The sequence below is a fragment of the Azospirillum largimobile genome (assembly GCF_977007025.2).
Window position 1 is genome coordinate 625,167 of sequence record NZ_CDRMUA020000002.1, and the last position, 18,212, is coordinate 643,378.

Sequence of the window (18,212 nt, forward strand, 5' to 3'; positions counted from 1 at the left end):
GGGCGGAACCGTGGCGAAGGACAGCAACAGGCTTGCGCAGGCAGTCGCACACCATCAGGCCGGGCGCCTTGCCGAGGCGGAGCACGGCTACCGCGCGGTGCTCTCCGCCGACCCGCAACATCCCGATGCGCTGCACCTGCTGGGCGTGCTGTCCCTGCAATCCGGTGGCGCGGCCGAGGCGGTCGAGCTGATCGGCAAGGCGCTGCAACGCTCCAGGGGGGTTCCCGACTACTGGGACAATCTGGGCAGCGCGCTGATCGCATGCGGGCGTGCGGCCGACGCGGCCCAGGCCCACCGCACCGCCGCTGCGCTCGACCCCGGCGGAGCACAGCGGCGGCACAATCTGGGCAATGCCCTGGCCGCCCTGGGCCGCCACGGGGAGGCGGAGCGGGCCTTCATGCTGGCGCTGGCGCTGAAGCCGGACTATGCCAAGGCCTGGTACAATCTCGGCAACGGCCGCGCTGCCGGGCTGCGCCATGCCGACGCCGCCGTCGCGCTGGATCGGGCGGTCCGGCTTTCGCCCGGCATGGCGGAGGCACACAGCAATCTGGGCGACGCGCTGGCGATGATCGGCCGGCTGGACGAAGCGGTCGCGCAGTACCGGCTGGTGACGCAATCCAGGCCCGACTACGCCACCGGGCACTACAATCTGGGCGCCGTCCTGCAGCAGAAGGGCGCCTATGAAAGTGCGGAAATCGCCTATCGGCAGGCGCTGAAGCGCAACCCGCGCCACAGCGCCGCGCTGAACAATCTGGGCAGCGTTTTGAAGCGGCTGGGCCGCCCCGATCAGGCGGAGCTGTGCCATCGGCAGGCATTGGACCTGCACCCCGACTTCGTCGAGGCGCGCTACAATCTCGGCAACGCTCTGCAGGCGCAGGGGCGCTACGAGGAGGCGGCAGCCTGTTTCGAGGACGCGCTGGCGCAGCAGCCGGATCTCGCCACCGCCACCTACAATCTGTCGCTGCTCGCCCTTCTGCATGGCGACCTGCCGCGCGGCTGGACCGGGTACGAGCGGCGCTTCGCCGCCGGGGAGGTGATGCCGAACCGCCGGATCGCCGCTCCGCGCTGGGGAGGCGAGCTGCTGCGTGGCAAGCGCCTGCTGATCTGGCGGGAACAGGGCGTGGGCGACGAGATCCTGTTCGCCTCCTGCTATCCCGACGTCATCGCCTGGGCGGGCGGACCGGTCACCATCGAATGCGACCCGCGCCTGCTGCCGCTGTTCCGCCGCTCCTTCCCTCGCGCCACCGTCCGGGCGGAAAGCTGCACCGGTGACGCTTTCGGCGCCATCCCGCAGGAAACCATCGAGCCGCCCGACTGTCATCTACAGGTCCCGGCCGGCGACCTGCCGCACCGGCTGCGCGAAAGCCTGTCCGCCTTCGAACCGCAGGGTCCCTGGCTGACGCCGGACCCCGCGCTGGTGGAAGGCTGGCGAGAGCGGCTGGCGGCGCTGGGACCGGGGCTGAAGGTCGGCATCGGCTGGCGCAGCCAGCTGATGACGGCGGACCGCAAGGCGTCCTACGTGATGCTGGAGCATTGGGGACCGGTGTTCGCGGTGCCGGGCGTGGTGTTCGTCAACCTGCAATATGGCGACTGCGAAGCCGAGCTTGTGGCGGCGGAACAGCGCTTCGGCGTGCGCATCCATCGTTGGTCCGACCTGAACCTCAAGGACGACTTCGACGGGGCGGCGGCGCTGACGGCGAACCTGGATCTGGTGATCTCTCCCGCCATGTCGGCGGGAGAACTGGCGGGCGCCCTGGGCGTTCCGGTCTGGCGCTTCGGCCGTCGCGAATGGACCCAGCTCGGCACCGGCGTCCGCCCCTGGTTCCCGGCCATGCGCCTGTTCCAGCCCAACGCAGGTGAGGAGTTGGAGGCAACGATGCAGGCCATCGGCCGGGCACTCCGTGCCGCGCTGCCGGAACTCCCCGTGCTACAGCCCGCAGAATCTCTCCTGGCCGCGCCCGACACTCCCCAGTCTCCGCCGGCCGGCTTCGACGTCCTGCTGAACGACGCCGTGGCCCTGCACCGCGCCGGACATGCGGCGGAGGCGGAGGCCGCCTACCGCACCGCCATCGCCGCCGACCCCGCGCGCGCCAACCCCGGCCATGCCGATGCACTCCATCTGCTGGGACTTCTTCTGCACCAAACGGGACGAAGCGCCGACGCCCTGACCCTGATTTCCGAAGCGTTGCGCCTCGATCCCGTCTTCCCCCATGCCTGGAACCATCTGGGCCTGATCCACGAGGCCGAAAAGCGGCATGCCGAATCCTCCCGCGCCTTCGCCCGCGCGCTGGCGCTGCACCCCGCCTTCCCCGAAGCACTGACCCATCTGGGTCTGGTTCATCAAACCGGCGGGCGGGTGGCGGAGGCCATGCGGCTGCACCGCCACTCCATCGCGCTCCAGCCCGAGAATTCGCCTGCTTTCTCCAATCTCGGACATGCCTGCGAATTGGAGGGGCGGAGCGGCGAGGCGATCGCCCTTTACCGGCGCGCACTGGCTCTCCAGCCGGACTCCGCCGACGCACACAACAACCTTGCCACCATGGCAATGTACGCAGGGCAACAGGAGGAGACGAGGCACCATCTGCTATACGCCTTGCGGATCGACCCTGGATTCGCGCTCGCCGCCTGGAATCTCGGGCTGATCGACCTGACCGGCGGCAGCCTCGCCCGCGGCTGGGATGGCTATGCCCGCCGCTTCTCCGCCCGGCAATTGCAGCGTGCCCGCAGGATCGACCGTCCGGTGTGGAATGGGGAGGGCTTGCACGGACGCCGGCTGCTGGTCTGGTCGGAACAGGGGGTGGGCGACGAGATCCTGTTCGCCTCCTGCTTCGACGCGCTGCAAGGGCTGGACGGGCCGGTGACGGTCGAATGCGACCGTCGGCTGGTCAGCCTGTTCGCCCGCTCTTTCCCCGGAGTCTCGGTGCGGGCGGAAACCACCGACACCGCCGGACGGGAGACGGTTGACCCACCCGATTGCGACCTGCAGATGCCGGCCGGCAGCCTGCCCGCCCTGATCCGCGACCGGCTGGACCGCTTCCCGCCCCGCCCCGCCTATCTGCGCCCCGATCCGGAACGCGTCGCGCTATGGCGGGACCGGGTCGCCCACCTGCCCGGCCTGAGGGTGGGGCTGGCTTGGCGCAGCCAGATCGTCACGGCACAGCGCGCCGCCGCCTACACGGGTCTGGCCGACTGGCTGCCTCTGCTGGACCTGCTCGGTGTCAGCGTCGTCACGCTGCAATATGGCGACTGCGCTGCCGAGCTGGCGCGAGTGGAAACGGCGACGCGCCGGCTGCATCGCTGGGACGACCTGAACCTGAAGGACGATTTCGAAGGGGTGTCCGCCCTCATCGCCAATCTGGATCTGGTGATCGCACCGGCGACCGCGGTGGGCGAACTGGCCGGGGCGCTGGGCGTTCCAGTCTGGCGGCTGGGCACCCGTGACTGGACTCAACTGGGCGCCGGCGTGCGGCCCTGGTATCCGTCGATGCGGCTGGTCCAGCCCGTTCCGGGCGAAGGGTTGGCTGCCGCAGCCGTGCAGGCGGTGCGCGCGTTGACCGCGCTGGCACCGGCCTGATGCCCGCCATCGGCACGCTGCTGGCGCAGGCCTTCGACCACCACCAGACCGGCGGCTTCGAGGAGGCCGAAGCGCTTTACCGCCATGTTCTGGAGAGCGATCCGGCCAACACGGAAGCACTGCACCGCTACGGACTTCTGATTGCCCAGCTCGGCCGGCTGGAGGACTCCGATGCGCTGCTCGCCCGCACCCTGGTGCTGGAGCCCGCCGATGCCGAGGCTGCGGTCAACCATGCCAAGATCCTGCGCGCGCTGGGGCGGCCCGACATGGCGGCTCGCCGTTTCCGCCATGCCCTGGTCCTGTCCCCCGCCCTGCTTGCCGCACAGGAGGGGCTCGGCCATGCGGAGCGGGAGCGCGGGGACGCCCCGGCGGCAGCATGCGCCTATGGCCGGGCAGCGCTGCTCGGCGCCGGTGCGGCCCTGCTGCATCAATGGGGAATCGCACTCGACGGCCTCGGCCGCTCCGGAGAGGCGGTGACGGCGCTGCGCCGATCGGCCCGGCTCGACCCGACCGTTCCTTCGGTCGCCGCGCGACTGGCTGCGATCCAGTACCGGCTGGGCCTTCTTGGCGAATCCGCATGGTGGTATCGCCGCATGCTGGTCCTTCAACCCGGCCATGCGGATGCCCAGCACGCACTGGACGTCATCGCCGGCCGCGTCATCGGCCAAGGCAATGGGCCAACTCAGGTATAACCCTTCGGGTCAAAGGGTGAGATGGCCTCCGGTTGGTGTTGCGCAAAGTGATTTCAAGATCCCACCCCTGCGACCCACTGTCATACAACCGAACGGTTGAGGCACTTTTTCGCATGGTTTGACCGCATAAAACGCAAGATTAGGGTTGTTCTGCGGTTCGGATGGGTGAACACTCATGTCACCGGCCCGTCACATTGCGGCGGGACACGGACTGATCCTATGGAGAGCGACTCATGCACACTGAAGCTCGCCTTTCGTCTCTGCAAGAAAAGCACATGCGCCTTGATCGCGCGATCCTCGATGAGGAAAAGCGGTCCTGGCCGGATGACAGCGCGGTGAAGCGCCTCAAGCTCGAAAAGCTGCACGTCAAGGAAGAGATCGATCGCCTGACGCGCTCCGGCACGATAAATTAATCCCCCCAATCACAGCATCGCCCCTCAACGGGGTTACGAAAGCCGGGTTGAGGCGATTGGCCTCACCCGGCTTTTTTAATGGCGGCTTTTTTAATGGCGGCTTGTCAACGGTAGCGTTTACCGGACTCCGCTCAGCCCGCCGGCATTTTTGAGGCGCGACAGCTCCGACGCCACCGCCGGCAGCAGATCGGCAACCTGCTGCCCCGGGCGGGTCCGGAACAACCGCATCGACGGGAACCAGGGCCGCACGGCCGTTCCCAATGCCGTCCAGTCTCCCGCCCGCGCCAGCCGCCAGACCGGTACGCCCAGCGCCGCCGCCAGTTCGCCGGTCGAGGTGGCAGGCGCGATCACCAAATCCAGCGCCAACATCAGCGCGGCGGTACCGTCCAAGTCGTTGCGCAGGTCGAGGTCGGGGAACAGCCCCGGCGCTTGGCCGAAGGCCTTGGCCGCCGCCGCCAGTTCCGTCCCGCAATCGCCATATTGCAGCGTGATCGGCACGAGGCCGGGCAGGGTCAGCACCGGCCCCCAATCCTCGATCCGCGTGTAATCGGGCATGCGGTCCGGATCCAGCTGGCCGCTGCGCCAAGCGATGCCGACCCGCAGGCCGTCCCCCAGCGCGGCCAGCCGCCGCCGCCATTCCCGCACCGCCGCCGGATCGGCCTGCAGGACTGGTTCGACCCCGGTGAAGTCGGCCAGCATGCCCCCGAGGTGGCGCGACAGCGAGCCGATCGCAGCATGGCAATCGACCTCGGCAGCGCGTTCGTCCGGTGATGCCGGACGGGGACGGACCGTCGTCTGCGGGAAGGAGCGGGCGAACAGCGGGACGAAGCGCGGATCGCATTCCACCACCACATGCCCGGCACGGGCGATCAACTCCGGTAGGCGCTGCGCGAACATCAGCTCGTCGCCGATGCCCTGCTCGCGCCAGACCAGGATCCGCTTGCCCGCCAAATCCTCTCCGCCCCAGGCCGGCACGCCGGGGCGGCGGGCCGCCGTCACAAGATCGCGCGTGTCGAAGCGGCGGTCGTAGCCGCCCCACCCTTGCGCCAGCCGTCCGGCGGCGAGATGCAGCACCCCGCCGTTGAAGGCGGCGGAAGCGTGGCCGGGCTCCACCGCCAGGGCGCGGGCGCAGGAAAGGCCGGCCGCCGCATCCTCTCCCAGTTCGCGCAGAAGCCTGCCGCGGTTCGCCAGCCCGTCGGCCAATGCCGGCTGCAGCGTCAGCGCCAGACGCCCGGCGCGGTCCGCAGCATCCGGACGCCCGAGGCGCCGCAGAGCCACCGACAGGTTGATCCAGCCGGCCACCAATTGCGGCGCCCGGCGCAGCGCCTGGACATGCGCCTGCTCCGCTTCGCCCCAGCGGCCGAGCCGCGCCAGCATCGCGCCAAGATTGTCATGCGCTTCGGCCAGTTCAGGGTCGGCGGCGACCGCCCACCCCTGCACCCGCAGAGCGGCCCCGCTCCGCCCCTGCCCGTCCAGGGCGTTGCCGAGATTGGTCAACGCCACGGCGTCGGCCGGATTGAGGGCGAGCGCCGCCCGGAAGCTCGACGACGCCTGCGCGGCCCGGCCGAGCGCCAGGCGGACATTGCCGAGGCTGATATGCGCCGTCGCATATCCGGGAGCGGCGGCCACCGCGGCTGCAATGCGTGGCTCGCCCCTTTCCGATGCGCCCAACTGGTGGTCGAGCAGGCCGGACAGGTGCAGGGCCACCGGGTCCCGTGGTCGGCGGGCGAGCACACGCCCATAGAGGGCGGCGGCCCCGGCCGCGTCACCGCCGCGGTGGGCGGCGACCGCCTGCTCCAACAGATGGTCGGGGTCGCTATCGAGAACCGGGGCGGGAACCGGGGCCGGATCGGCGGCTTCGCCGTCTCCTGCCTCCACGCCTGCCGACGGCCCGCCCCCGCATGGACCAACCTTGCCCTGCGGCGAAGCGCAGTTACGCAGAGCCTTGGCGATCCGCCCGAGCGCCGCCTCCAGCCCTTCGCCGGTGGTGGGCTGGAACAGGCGCATGGTCGGGAACCAGGGGCGGACGCCGGTGCCGAGCTGCGTCCAGTCGCGGTGGCCGAAGCGCCAGACCGGCACCCCCAGTCCACCCGCCAGTTCCCCCGCCGACATGGCGGGAGAGATCACCAGATCCAGGTTCACCGTCAGCGCCGCCGCACCGTCGAAGTCATTCCGGAGATCCAGGTCGCCCCAGCGGTGGATGCGCACGCCGAAGCGCTCTTCGGCCGCCGCAAGCTCGGCTTCGCAGTCACCGTATTGCAGGTTGACGAACACCACGCCCGCCACCGTGAACACCGGTCCCCAATGCTCCAGCATCACGTAGGACGCCTTGCGGTCGGTCGTCATCACCTGACTGCGCCAGCCGATGCCGACCCGCAGCCCCGGTCCCAACGCCGCCAGCCTCTCGCGCCAGCGCTCCACCAGCGCCGGGTCGGGGACCAGCCAAGAGCTTTGCGATCCGAAGGAGGACAGGCTGTCGCGCAGCAGTCCCGGCAGGTCGCCGGCCGCCACATGGGCGTCGACGTCCGGCGGTACGATCAGTTCCCGGCCGGCCTCGCCGACCGACTGCTCCCGCACCGTCGCCGTGGGGAAGGAACGCGCGAACAGCGGCACCAGACGGCGATCACACTCGATCACCACATGGCCGGCACGCGCGATGAGCGCCGGAAAGCAGGAGGCGAACAGGATTTCGTCACCCACCCCCTGCTCCCGCCAGACCAGCAGGCGCCGGCCGGCAGGCGCCTCGCCGCGCCAGGGCGGAACGGCGATCCGCCGGCTCACATACCCTTTTGCCCGGAAGCGCCAACGGTAGTCATCCCAGCCGCCGGCAAGATCCCCGCCGGCGAGCCGCAGCAGGCCGCGGTTCAGATGCGCGCTGCCCAGTGCCGGATTGATCGAGAGGGCCAGCGACATCCAGGGTTCGGCGGCATCCGCATCCTGGCGGTACTGCCAGATCAGCATGCCGAGATTGCCGGCGGCATCCGCATTGCTGGCGTCGATCGCCAGCGCCCGTCGGTGGGCCGCCTCCGCCTCTTCGATACGCCCGCGCATCTGCAGTGCCAGACCATAACCGGTCAGCGTCTCCGGCCGGCCGGGGTTGATCGCCAGCGCACGCCGGTACAACCGCTCCGCCTCGGCCAGATCGTCGCCGTCCAACCGCCGGCTGGCCATATTGGCATAGGCCTCTGCATTCCTCGGCTCGGCCGCCACCGCACGGCGATAGAGATCCTCGGCCACATCGGCCTGCCGCATGGCGCCGTGGACGCCGGCAAGATTGATCAAGGCCTTCCCATAATCGGGACGCAGCCGAAGCGCGCGGCGGTACCATCGCGCCGACGGCTCCGGATCGGCGTCGGGGTCGTACCGGTTCTCCAGCGCGGTGCCGTGGTTGTTGACCACCATCGCGTCGTCCGGGCTGAGCGCCATCGCCCGGCGCAGGACCGGCGCCGCCGCGTCGGGATCCCCCAGGTCGAGCAGCGCCACGCCCAGATTGTTGCAGGCGCCCTGCATCGTCGGCTCGTGCCCCAGCGCATGTCGGAGCCGGGCGACGGCCTCCGGCAGGCGGCCCAAGCCCTGCAATGCGGTGCCGAGGGTGAAATGCAGCAGCGCGTTGCCGCCGTGGGCCTCCGCCGCAGGCGCCAGGACATCGCGGGCTTCCCCATAGCGCCCCTGGGAGTTCAGCATCACGCCCAGTTCGACCGACAGTTCCTCGTCCGCCGGGGCATCGACAAGCGCGCGCCGCAGGCAGTCCTCGGCATCCGGATGGCCCAGCCCGCGCAGGCAGATCGCCAGATGGCGCCACGCATCGGGATAGGATGGGTTGGCCTGCACCACCGCGTAGAATGCATTGGCCGCCGGTGGGATCCGGCCCAGTTCCCGTTGCAGGATGCCGTAACTGAAACGGGCCGTGATGTTGTCCGGACCGTGGGTCAGGGCGCGGACATAGTCCTCGACCGCCTCCTCCCGCCGGCCGAGCCGCCGGAGAACCGTTCCGCGGTTGTTGTAGGCTTCGACATAATGGTCGTCCTGGCCGACCGCCCGCGCATAGGCGTCCAGCGCATCGTTCAACCGGTCCATGTCCGCCAGGATGTTGCCGAGACTGTTCCAGGCCACCGGGAAATTGGGCTGCACCGTCAGCGCAGCCCGCAAGCGCTTCAACGCCGCGGCAGGCAGCCCGGCCTGGTGGATGATCAAAGCCGACAGGTGCAACGCATCGGCGTTCGCCGGATCACCGACCAGGATCCGGCGATAGAGGGCCAGCGCCTCGGCAAGCCGGCCGGCCCGATGAAGCGGCAATGCGGCGTCGAGAAGTTCGGCGGTGGTCACGGCATCCGATCGTTTGCCGGTGCATCGTCGTCGTCGTCGCCCGCCCCGCCGTCAGCAGCTCCGCCATCGCCGGACTTGAACATCTTGCGGCAGAGTTTCAGCGCCCGGTAATAGTTGCGGGCTTCTACGAGACGTTCGATCTCGCCCAGCGTCTTGGCGGCATCGGGCCGCGCCTGGCGCGTTTCGTCAAGGATCGATGCGAAGCGCTGGAGGTTCAGCGTCGCATCTTCCGGAAAGATGTAGACGAGCTGGATGACGAAATAGAGCTTCTTCTCGATGCAGTCGATCTGCTCTTCCTTCAGGACTTCGCGCCCTCTCAGGAAATTTGCGGTGTTGTAGAGAAAGAATGAGCCCGGACGGTCGCCGGCACCGATGACGGCGCCGTTGATGATGACCTTCTCATTGGGACGAAGAACGAACTTGAGCGGCATGAGTGCGGAACCCGGGGCTTGCGGACCCTTGCCGTCCGGCCTTTGCCGACCCGGTCGGGTCCAAAAAAGAAACGGGCGGCGGCCTGATGCCGCCGCCCGCCGGGCGTGATCCTACCCGAACTCCCTACCCGAACTCTACGCCTTAGAACAGACGCAGGATCGACTGCTGCGACTGGTTGGCCAGCGAGAGGGCGATGGTGCCGAGCTGCTGACGGGTCTGCAGCATCAGCAGGCCGGCGCCTTCCTCGTTCTGGTCGGCCAGCGTCAGCTTGCTGGCGCCTTCCGACAGCACGTTGCTGAACTCCTTGGTGAAGTTCTCGCGGGTCGTGATGATGTTCAGGTTGTTCGACAGCGACTGCGACGCGGAGCGGATCGTCGCCTTGGCGTTGTCCAGGCCGGCAACCGCCTTATCGATGTCGGCGCGGTCGGTCCAATCGTTCTGCGCCTCGTCGAGCTTCAGGCCCTGGCCGCTGGTGGTCAGGTTCACGGCGTTCACGGTGATCGAGTTGGTGTTCGTCTCGTTCAGCTGGACCGTGATGTCGTTCGACGAGTTGGCGTCGGAGATCTGCTTGGTGACGATGTTGGCCGAGCAGTTGGCCGACGCCGCCTGCTTGATCGTCGCAGCATCGACGTTCACGTGAACGGTTCCGCTGTCGAAGGCGAACGCTTGGTCGCCGCCGGCCAGCTTGCCGTCGCCCTGCTCGTTCATGCCGTCACGGGTGACCTGGGCGCCGTTGGAGTTGGTCACCTGGATCTGCAGGTCGACCTTCTTCTCGATGGTCGAGATGCCGTTGCCCTGGTTGTTCGACGCTTCCAGCAGCTTGCGGTCGACGGTGAAGGACACCACCGTGCCCGACGCGAAGCTTTCCGAGATCTTCTTGGTCAGCGCGTTGGTCGTGCTGGCGGTCACGGTGAAGTCGCGGACCTCGCCGGCCGTGGTCGCACCGGTCAGGACGATCGTGCCGCTGGTGCCCACGCTGGCGGTGGCAACGTCCTTGCCCTGCAGGCGTCCGCCGGAGATCGCGCTGCTGATCGAAGCCGCCAGCTGGTTCGCGACGTTCGTGCTCGCGGTCTGGCCCATGGCGACGTCGCCGGCGGTCGCGGTGTAGCTGAAGGTCTGGCCTTCGACCGTGATGCTGAAGATGTCGCCTTCTTCGACGGTGCCCTTGACGTTCACACCCGATGTCTGCGGGTTGCCAGCCGTGGCGGGCGTCGCCAGGTTGGTCGTCATCGTCTGGGTGTTGTCGAAGTAGGAGATCGTGCGGCTTTCGTTGCCGTCCGACACGATGAAGTCGCGGGTGCGGCCGTTGGCGCCGCGGACTTCGATCTGGACGCTGGAGAAGCTGCCCGACGTGCTGGACATCGTGCCCGACAGCTTCAGGCCGGTCAGGCCATGGGCGTTCTCGGCCTTGCCGATGTCGGCGGTCTTGCCCTCGATCGAGCCGTCGCCCTGGATGCGGATCGAATAGGTATCGGCCCGCTGGACGTTGGTGACGCGGGCGTTGTCGACGCCGGTGATGGTGTTGACGGCGGCACGGGACTCGCTGGTGCTGTCCATGCTCATGCCGTTGCCGGCGATCAGGTTCTTGCCGCCGTAACCGCTGTCGGCGGCCAGCTTGTCGATCTGCCCGCGCAGCGTGTTGAACTGGGCGGCCAGCGACTTGCGGGTGGCCACGGAGGCGGCGTCGTTACCCAGTGCGGCGTAGGCCGCGGTGGTCAGGCCCTTGGCCTGGTCGACCATGGAGTCGATCGAGCTCAGGCCCTTGTCGGCGGCCTGGATGGTGCTGATCGACTGGCCCATCGCGTCCTTCAGCGACGTCAGGTCGCCGGCGCGCTGGTTCAGGCCCTTGGCCGAGAAGAAGGCGGTCGGGCCGTCGAGGGCGGTGTTGACCTTGTTGCCCGTCGACAGGATGTTCTGCTTCTTGTTGATCTGTTCCTGCGTGCTCTGCAGCTGCAGCAGGTTGGTCCGCATGGAAGCGGAGAGGGTAACGTTGCCAGCCATGGTAGCCACTCCTTTTGGAGGATCAATGTCCGGCCGCACCCCTCTTTGGAGGCGCCGATTGCCGGAAGGGGACTAATTCCCCCTGCCAAAGGGGTAGGCAAGAAGCGGGCCAGTTCAAATTTGCCGGGTTTCCTTGGTAATCCGTACCGGTAGGCAGAAAAACACCCGGCAAAATTTGCCGACCTCCCGGCAGAATCTGCCGGTCAGGCGGCAGGGCTTGCCGGGGCGGCAGATTCTGCCGGGTATTTCCTGCCGGGCAGGACAACCGTTTCGCACATCGCGAGCGGCCCGACGGCGATTGCGGCACTGCCCCAGGACCAGCCGACGCCGAAGCCCGACAGCAGCAGCCGGCACGTCCCCGCCGCAAGCGGCGTCGCCAGCGCGCCGGCGATCGCCAGTGGGATGGAGGCGGAACTGGTGTTGCCGACATCCCGCAACGCCACCACGGTTCGGTCGGCCGGTACCCCGAGCTTCTGGCCGAGATGGCGGATCATCTGCGCGTTGGCCTGGTGCAGGACGAGGTGGTCGACCGTCTCCATCGTCCAGCCGGCGGTATCGAGCGCAGCCCGCAAGCTGCCGGGTACTTCGCGCAGGGTGAAGGCGAAGACCTGGGTTCCATCCATGAACAGGCGCGCCGGCCGGTCGGGATGGCGCATCGCCCCGCCCTCCGCCGTCAGGTAGGGAGCGCCGGCACCGTCGCTGCCGAGGTCGAACGCCATCGGCGCCGCGGTGCCGTCCAACTCCAGAGCGGTCGCGGCGGCGCCGTCGCCGAACAGCGGCGCAACCGCACGGTCGTCCGGATCGACCAGACGGGACGTGGTATCGCCGACCAGGAGAAGCGCCCGCCGCCCGGCGGCCTTCAGCAGCCCCGCCGCGGTCCACAGCCCATAGACGAAGCCGGAACAGCCATGGGTGAGGTCCAGCACGGCGGCCCCCTTCCGCAGCCCCAGCCGCCGATGCAGGAGCGATGCGGTGCCGGGAAGCGTGTGATCGTGGGTCTGGGTCACCAGAACCAGCAGGTCGATGCTGCCGGGCTCCCAGCCCAGCCCGTCGAGCAGGCGGCGCGCCGCGGCTTCGGCAAGATCGCTGGTGCATTGGCCGCGGGCGGCGATCCGCCGTTCCTCGATGCCGGTGGCGGCGGCGATCCGGCGCGCCGCGTCCTCGCCGAAGCGGCGGGCGAGGTCGTCGACCGTCTCGCGCCCTTCCGGCACGCAGCCGACGATGCCGCGCACGCACACTCCGTCGATCCGGCTGGCGACCATCTCCGCCTCTCCCCTGTCACTTGCGGCTGTCACCCACGGCCTGAACCGGCCACGCCTCAGCAGGTGATGCCGCCGTCCACCGTAAGGGTCTGTCCCGTGATGAAACCGCCGCCGTCGCCCAGCAGGAACAGGACCAGCGGCACCACGTCCGCCGCGGTGCCGAGCCGGCCGAGCGGCGTGCGGCGCACGATCTGGTCGCGCTGCCCGTCCGACAGGGTGCCCGACATTTCGGTGTCGAGATAGCCCGGCGCCACCGAATTGACGGTGATCGCCCGGCGTCCGACCTCGCGCGCCAGCGCCCGCGTCAGGCCGTCGAGACCCGCCTTCGACGCCGAATAGGCCGCCAGCCCGACATAGCCGCGCTGCCCGATGATGGAGGAGACGTTGACGATCCGTCCACCCTTCGCACCGGCGCCGCGCTCCACCAGCTTGGCGCGCAGGAAGGCGCGGGCGGCCTGGAGCGCTCCGGTCAGGTTGGTCTGGATCACCGCCTCGGCATCCACCTCCGGGAAGGTCGCCAGCACGCCTTCGCGCGCGATCCCGGCATTGTTGACCAGCCCCCACAGCGGCGAAGCGCCGCCCCAGGCGACGGCGGCGTCGAAGAAGGCGCGCACCTCGTCGCCCTCGCCGATGCGGCAGGATCGCCAGAAAAGGTCGGGACCGGCCAGCCGCTCCAGCGCTTCGGAAGACGAACGGCTGCAGGTGGACACCCGGTAGCCGTCGGCCAGCAACGCCTCCACCAGCGCAAGGCCGAGGCCGCGGCTGCCCCCGGTGACGACGACGTGACGCTTCGGTTCCATGGATGCGGCTGCGGCTGCGGGCGCGGTCATGCGGCTCCCTTTCGGCTTTTCTTGCCCGCCGCACTCAGCGGGATATGGTCGGCGAAGGTCAGGGCGCGCGGGCGCGCGGCCGGCGGCAGGTCGGCGGTCGCCGCGCGCAAGGCGGCGCGCAAGGCCTCCACGTCAGCGCCCGGCGCCGGCACGATGGTGGCGGTCAGGAGATGGCCGGTGATCGGGCTCGGCACCGCCGACACGGCGGCATCGGCCACCCCGCCCACCGCCAGCAGCCGGCGTTCCACCGCCTCCGGCGAAACCTTCACCCCGCCGACATTGACCAGCCCATCGAGCCGGCCGGCGAACAGCACGCGGCCGTCCAGCCGTTCCACCAGATCGCCGGTGGACAGCCAGCCTTCCGCATCGGCGATGCCCGGTGCCGCACGCGGGCTGCGCACCTCCAGCACGCCATCCGCGATGCGCAGGGCAAGCCCGTCCGGCGCGTCGTCCAACCAAGCCGCCGGGAAGCCGGCGCGGCCGTCGGCGACGGCGAACAGCGCCCCCGCCTCGGTCGAGGCGTAGATATGGCGCAGGCGCGCGCCGGGAAAGCGCTCCGCCAACCGGTCGAGCAGCGGCTGGTCCGCCTCCTCCCCGCCCAGCGTCACCGCCCGGAGCGGCAATTCGGCATCGCCCAGCGCCATCAGGAAGGCGCGCCAGAAGCTCGGCGTACCGCTGACATGGGTCACGGCATGGCGCCGCGCCGCCTCCGCCAAGCCGGTGATGCCGCTGGACGCTCCAGCAGGCACGGCGATCAGCGACGCCCCGGCCGCAGCCGCGGTCAGCACCACCTGCAGGCCGGCGAAGGCGCCCGGATCATAGGTCAGCAACCAGCGCGCGCCCTCCTCCGCCACGCCGCGCAGACGCCCACGCAGACGGTCGAAGTCGTGGCACAGGCGCTTGGGCGTCCCGGTGGTGCCTGAGCTTTCCAGCGTGACGGAGAACCCCTGCCCCGGCTGCCAGCCGTCCGGATCAACGGCACCGCGGGCCAGCAGCAGCCCCCGGCCCGCCTCCTCGGCGGCGGCCAGCGCCGCCAGCACGCGCGACGGCCGGTCGGCCTGCACCACGCCGCCCGCCGGCACCGCCAGCCCGGCAAGCTCCGGCCAGCCGAACCGCTCTTCCCCCTCGATCAGGCGGAAGGCGGGATGGATCCAGGCGGGGCGGCGCCCGGTCATGCCGGGACGGCGTAGAGAGCCGCCAGTTCTCCGACCGTGGTGAACTGGCGGAAGCCTTCGCGGAAGGGATCCTGGCCGGTCCGCTGCTCCAGCACCACCAGCAGCGTCGCAAGGTCGAGGGAGTCGATGGGAAGGCCGCCATCCAGGAACCGGCTGTCGGCGGTCAGCGGCGGCAGCACCTCCCCCTTGTCGGCGGCGATGCGGCCAAGTTCCTCGGCGATCAGGGCGAAGATGGGGGCGGGGTGATCGGTCATGGAATCGTCAGCTCTGGGTGGGGGCATCGTCGCAGCGGTCCAGGAAGGCCCGGATCGCGGCGGTCACCGGGCTGGCGGCTTCGATGTGCGGCAGGTGTCCGGCGGTGTCGAAGACCCTGAACGGGGCGCCCGGCGGCAGCCGGTCGGCGGGCGGCAGCGGGATGATCCCGTCGGCGCGGCCCCACAGAAGCTGGATCGGCATCGGGTAGGCGCTCCAGTCCACCGGCGGGCCGCCACCGTCGGCGTGGGCGGCGAAGGAGACGTCGATGATCCGTTCCAGGCCTGCCCGGCGGACCGGGTCGGCACCCTGCGCGTACAGCACCTCGCCGAAGCGCGGAATCAGCGGCGACGGGCCGGCGAACAGGCGCGCCGCGCAGGCCCGCCCCTCCTCCACGTCGGCCGGCGCGATGGCCCGCCTGAGGAAGCCGAGGTCGAAGGGCGTACCCAGTCCGGCGCTGGCTAGCAGGGTGAGGCTCGCCACCCGGTCCGGCGCCAGCAGGGCAAGTTCGCGCCCCACGTAACCGCCCATCGAATGGCCGATCACGTGCACGCGCGCCAGTTCCAGCGCATCGAGGAATTCGACCAGCCAGGGGGCGAAGTCCGAAACCCGGCCGCTGCCCACGTCGGGGGTGGAACCGCCATGGCCCGGCAGGTCCACCGCAACCGCACGCCGCCGGGACGACAGGGCCGACAGGTTGAACTGCCAGGTCAACCGGTCGCCGCCGAAGCCGTGCAGAAGCAGGACGGGCACGCCGCCGCTGCCGACCGACAGGTAGGCCGCCGGACCGCCGGCGACGGTGGCGACACCGGCGCGCAGGCGGCTGCCTTCCGAAACGGGCTTGGAAACAGGCACCGGTCAGGCCGCGACCGGGGCACCCGCCAGGGCCAGCAGATCGGCGACCGTCTTGGCCTTGGCCAGCTTCTCGCCTTCCACCACCACGCCGGTCTTCTCGTCGACCAGCGCGATGAAGCTGATGACAGCCAGCGAATCCCAGGCCTCCAGTGATTCCAGGGCCTCGTCGCCGGTCAGCGTGCCGGGATCCAGTTCAAGCATCTCGTCAAGAGCGAGCAGGAAGTCTTTGCGATCCATAAGCTGATCTCCTTGATGGGCCTTGTGAAGCCGGATCGGTGGGTTCCGGTTGGCCAGCCCCTTCTTCCGGACGGGCGTGTCTCGTCAGTGCAGCGTCTTTTGCCGGACCGCACGGTTGATGTCCATCCAATCGGGATGGTCGCGAAGCAGTTTGCAACAATCCTGCCAGCCGAAGGCGGGATTGGAGGGCAGCAGAGCCTCGAGAATGCGGCGGACCAGCTCGTAGTCGGCCGGTTCGTCCACGCACCAGCGCTGATCGGGCGGCTCGACCGGCCCGGCCGGCACCAGCGCGGTCCCCAGCCGGAAACGCTCCGGACGGCGGTAGATATAGGGGGTGACATGCTCCCGCTCGGCAGGGTCGGCGGCGTTCGCCGCCGCCTCGTCCAGCAGGCGGCGCGGGAAGATCTCCGCATCCAGGCCGCGCGGATACCGGCTGCTGTCGATCGACAGATAGTCCAGCGACGGATCGTCGCGGAAGGCGGTGATGAGGCGGCCGACGAGTGCCGGATCGATCAGCGGGCAGTCGGCGGTGACCCGCACCACCAGATCCGCCCGCGCCAGAGCCGCCGCACCGGCGAATCGACCCAGCACATCCTGCTCGTCGCCCCGGAAGACCTGGATGCCCAGGCTTTCGGCACATGCCACGACCGGATCGTCGGTGGCGTTCACCGTCGTCGCCAGCACCACGGCATCCAGGCCGGGGGTGCGGGACAGCCGGTCGAGATGGTGGGCCAGCAGCGGCCGGCCGGCGGCCGGCATCAGCACCTTCCCCGGCAGACGGGTGGAGGTCATGCGGGCCTGCGATATGGCGACGACGCGCGGCTTATCCATGCGGTTCCTCTCCTCGCGGCGCCAGCATGTCCCAGCCCAGCGGTTCCCCCCGACGCAAGCGGCGGGCGGCACGCCGGCCCAGCACGTCGGGCAAATGTTTCGGCGCCATGCCGAAGCCGGGGCGGATGGAGCGGAGATTGGCGGCGGTCAGCGGCTCCCCCGCCTCGACGTCGGCGACGACATAGAGCGAGCGGCGATAGTCGCGCCCGCCGGCCTCGCTGGCCTTCACCGTGTAGTCGACCCGGCCCATGGCGGCGGTCGCCGTACGGACGGCCTCGGCCATCGCCTTGAATTCCGCCGGCTCCAGGGAAAAGGCACTGTCGACCCCGCCGTCGGCACGCGACAGGGTGAAGTGCTTTTCGATCACCGTGGCGCCCATCACAGCGGCGGCGACCGGCACGGCGATGCCCTGGCTGTGGTCCGACAGGCCGGCTGTGATGCCGCCGAAACATTCCGCCAGATGCGGGATCGTCCAGAGATTGCAGTCCTCCGGCGGCGTGGGATAGCCGCTGACGCAATGCAGCAGGGCCAGCGGCACGTCGCCGGCGGCCGTCACCGCCTCCTCGATCTCGCCAAGCGTGGCGAGGCCGGTGGACATGATCAACGGTTTGCCCGACCGCGCGGCGCGGCGGATCAGCGGCAGATCGATCAGCTCGAAGGATGCGATCTTGAAGGCCGGCGCGTCCAACTCCTCCAGCAGTTCGACGGCGGTCTCGTCGAAGGGGGAGCTGAAGATGGTCAGCCCCAGCGCCCGCGCCCGCTCGAACAGCGGGGCATGCCACTCCCACGGGGTGTGCGCCTCGCGGTAGAGGTCGTGCAGGGTGCGTCCGCCCCACAGCCCGCCCTCCAGCCGGAAGCCGGGACCGTCATGGGCGATGGTGATGGTGTCGGCCGTGTAGGTCTGCAGCTTGACCGCATCGGCCCCCGCCTCCTTCGCGGCCTCCACCAGCGCCAGGGCCCGGCCCAGGTCGCCGTTGTGGTTGCCCGACATCTCCGCGATCAGATAGGGCGGATGACCCCGCCCGATCGGCCGGCCGGCGATGGACATGGGGGGCCGGGCCATTGAAGGATCGGCCTTGGGGGGATGGGCGGAGCCAGTGTTCGACAAGGGTCGGCTTTCCAACGGGATACGGGGCGTACTGGATCAGTCTTCCATGAAAACGTGAAGGAAGGTTAATTCATGCCGGCGCGTTCGGCGCGCAACAGCGCCCGCACCTCCTCAGCCCTCCCGTGTGTACTGCCGCCGCCCGCGGCCATGCAAGCGGGCCTTGCCGGAACGCGAGAGCACCCCTCTCATTGTGCGGCGCAGCAGAAGACGTTGCGCCGCAAGCA

Annotated in this window: 14 protein-coding genes; 3 read left to right on the plus strand and 11 right to left on the minus strand. The window is 69.6% G+C overall.

Annotation, left to right across the window (positions count from 1 at the left end; all coding sequences use genetic code 11):
- Nucleotides 1-10: 10 nt before the first annotated feature.
- From ACWPKK_RS16135 to ACWPKK_RS16145, 3 genes are all read left to right on the plus strand, one after another.
- Complete coding sequence (locus tag ACWPKK_RS16135) at nucleotides 11-3,574, plus strand: tetratricopeptide repeat protein (protein ID WP_452006000.1); 3,564 nt, start codon at nucleotides 11-13, stop codon at nucleotides 3,572-3,574.
- A complete protein-coding gene (locus ACWPKK_RS16140; protein ID WP_452006002.1) occupies nucleotides 3,574-4,266 on the plus strand; it encodes a tetratricopeptide repeat protein in 693 nt (230 codons plus the stop codon). The genes ACWPKK_RS16135 and ACWPKK_RS16140 overlap by 1 nt, the downstream gene beginning before the upstream one ends.
- A 233-nt stretch (nucleotides 4,267-4,499) precedes the next feature.
- Nucleotides 4,500-4,679, plus strand: coding sequence for a YdcH family protein (locus tag ACWPKK_RS16145; RefSeq protein WP_044551486.1), 180 nt, complete (start codon nucleotides 4,500-4,502; stop codon nucleotides 4,677-4,679).
- A 117-nt stretch (nucleotides 4,680-4,796) separates the two neighbouring features.
- Here the strand turns inward: ACWPKK_RS16145 and ACWPKK_RS16150 are convergent, their stop codons facing one another.
- From ACWPKK_RS16150 to pseI, 11 genes are all read right to left on the minus strand, one after another.
- Nucleotides 4,797-9,005: a tetratricopeptide repeat protein gene (locus ACWPKK_RS16150; RefSeq protein ID WP_452006005.1), complete on the minus strand. Its 4,209-nt coding sequence runs from the start codon at nucleotides 9,003-9,005 to the stop codon at nucleotides 4,797-4,799.
- Entirely contained in the window at nucleotides 9,002-9,436 is a 435-nt protein-coding gene (locus ACWPKK_RS16155; protein WP_324867505.1) for a flagellar biosynthesis repressor FlbT, read from the minus strand. The genes ACWPKK_RS16150 and ACWPKK_RS16155 overlap by 4 nt, the downstream gene beginning before the upstream one ends.
- A gap of 142 nt (nucleotides 9,437-9,578) precedes the next feature.
- Nucleotides 9,579-11,438: a flagellin N-terminal helical domain-containing protein gene (locus ACWPKK_RS16160; RefSeq protein WP_452006008.1), complete on the minus strand. Its 1,860-nt coding sequence runs from the start codon at nucleotides 11,436-11,438 to the stop codon at nucleotides 9,579-9,581.
- A 203-nt stretch (nucleotides 11,439-11,641) separates the two neighbouring features.
- Nucleotides 11,642-12,700: a 3-oxoacyl-ACP synthase III family protein gene (locus ACWPKK_RS16165; protein WP_452006011.1), complete on the minus strand. Its 1,059-nt coding sequence runs from the start codon at nucleotides 12,698-12,700 to the stop codon at nucleotides 11,642-11,644.
- A 56-nt stretch (nucleotides 12,701-12,756) separates the two neighbouring features.
- Nucleotides 12,757-13,530, minus strand: a complete 774-nt coding sequence (locus tag ACWPKK_RS16170) for an SDR family NAD(P)-dependent oxidoreductase (RefSeq protein ID WP_452006013.1) — start codon at nucleotides 13,528-13,530, stop codon at nucleotides 12,757-12,759.
- Nucleotides 13,527-14,705 (minus strand): AMP-binding protein, encoded by a 1,179-nt coding sequence (locus tag ACWPKK_RS16175; protein ID WP_452006016.1) that lies wholly within the window; start codon nucleotides 14,703-14,705, stop codon nucleotides 13,527-13,529. The genes ACWPKK_RS16170 and ACWPKK_RS16175 overlap by 4 nt, the downstream gene beginning before the upstream one ends.
- The gene (locus ACWPKK_RS16180; RefSeq protein ID WP_452006019.1) at nucleotides 14,702-14,959 is read right to left on the minus strand and encodes a phosphopantetheine-binding protein; all 258 of its coding nucleotides are present in this window, start codon (nucleotides 14,957-14,959) and stop codon (nucleotides 14,702-14,704) included. The genes ACWPKK_RS16175 and ACWPKK_RS16180 overlap by 4 nt, the downstream gene beginning before the upstream one ends.
- Before the next feature lie 7 nt (nucleotides 14,960-14,966).
- The gene (locus ACWPKK_RS16185) at nucleotides 14,967-15,812 is read right to left on the minus strand and encodes an alpha/beta fold hydrolase (protein ID WP_452006021.1); all 846 of its coding nucleotides are present in this window, start codon (nucleotides 15,810-15,812) and stop codon (nucleotides 14,967-14,969) included.
- A gap of 3 nt (nucleotides 15,813-15,815) precedes the next feature.
- Nucleotides 15,816-16,049: an acyl carrier protein gene (locus tag ACWPKK_RS16190; protein ID WP_149228899.1), complete on the minus strand. Its 234-nt coding sequence runs from the start codon at nucleotides 16,047-16,049 to the stop codon at nucleotides 15,816-15,818.
- Nucleotides 16,050-16,133: 84 nt separating this feature from the next.
- Entirely contained in the window at nucleotides 16,134-16,880 is a 747-nt protein-coding gene (locus ACWPKK_RS16195; RefSeq protein WP_452006024.1) for a cytidylyltransferase domain-containing protein, read from the minus strand.
- Entirely contained in the window at nucleotides 16,873-17,928 is a 1,056-nt protein-coding gene (gene pseI / locus ACWPKK_RS16200) for a pseudaminic acid synthase (RefSeq protein ID WP_452006669.1), read from the minus strand. The genes ACWPKK_RS16195 and pseI overlap by 8 nt, the downstream gene beginning before the upstream one ends.
- Between the last annotated feature and the right edge of the window lie 284 nt (nucleotides 17,929-18,212).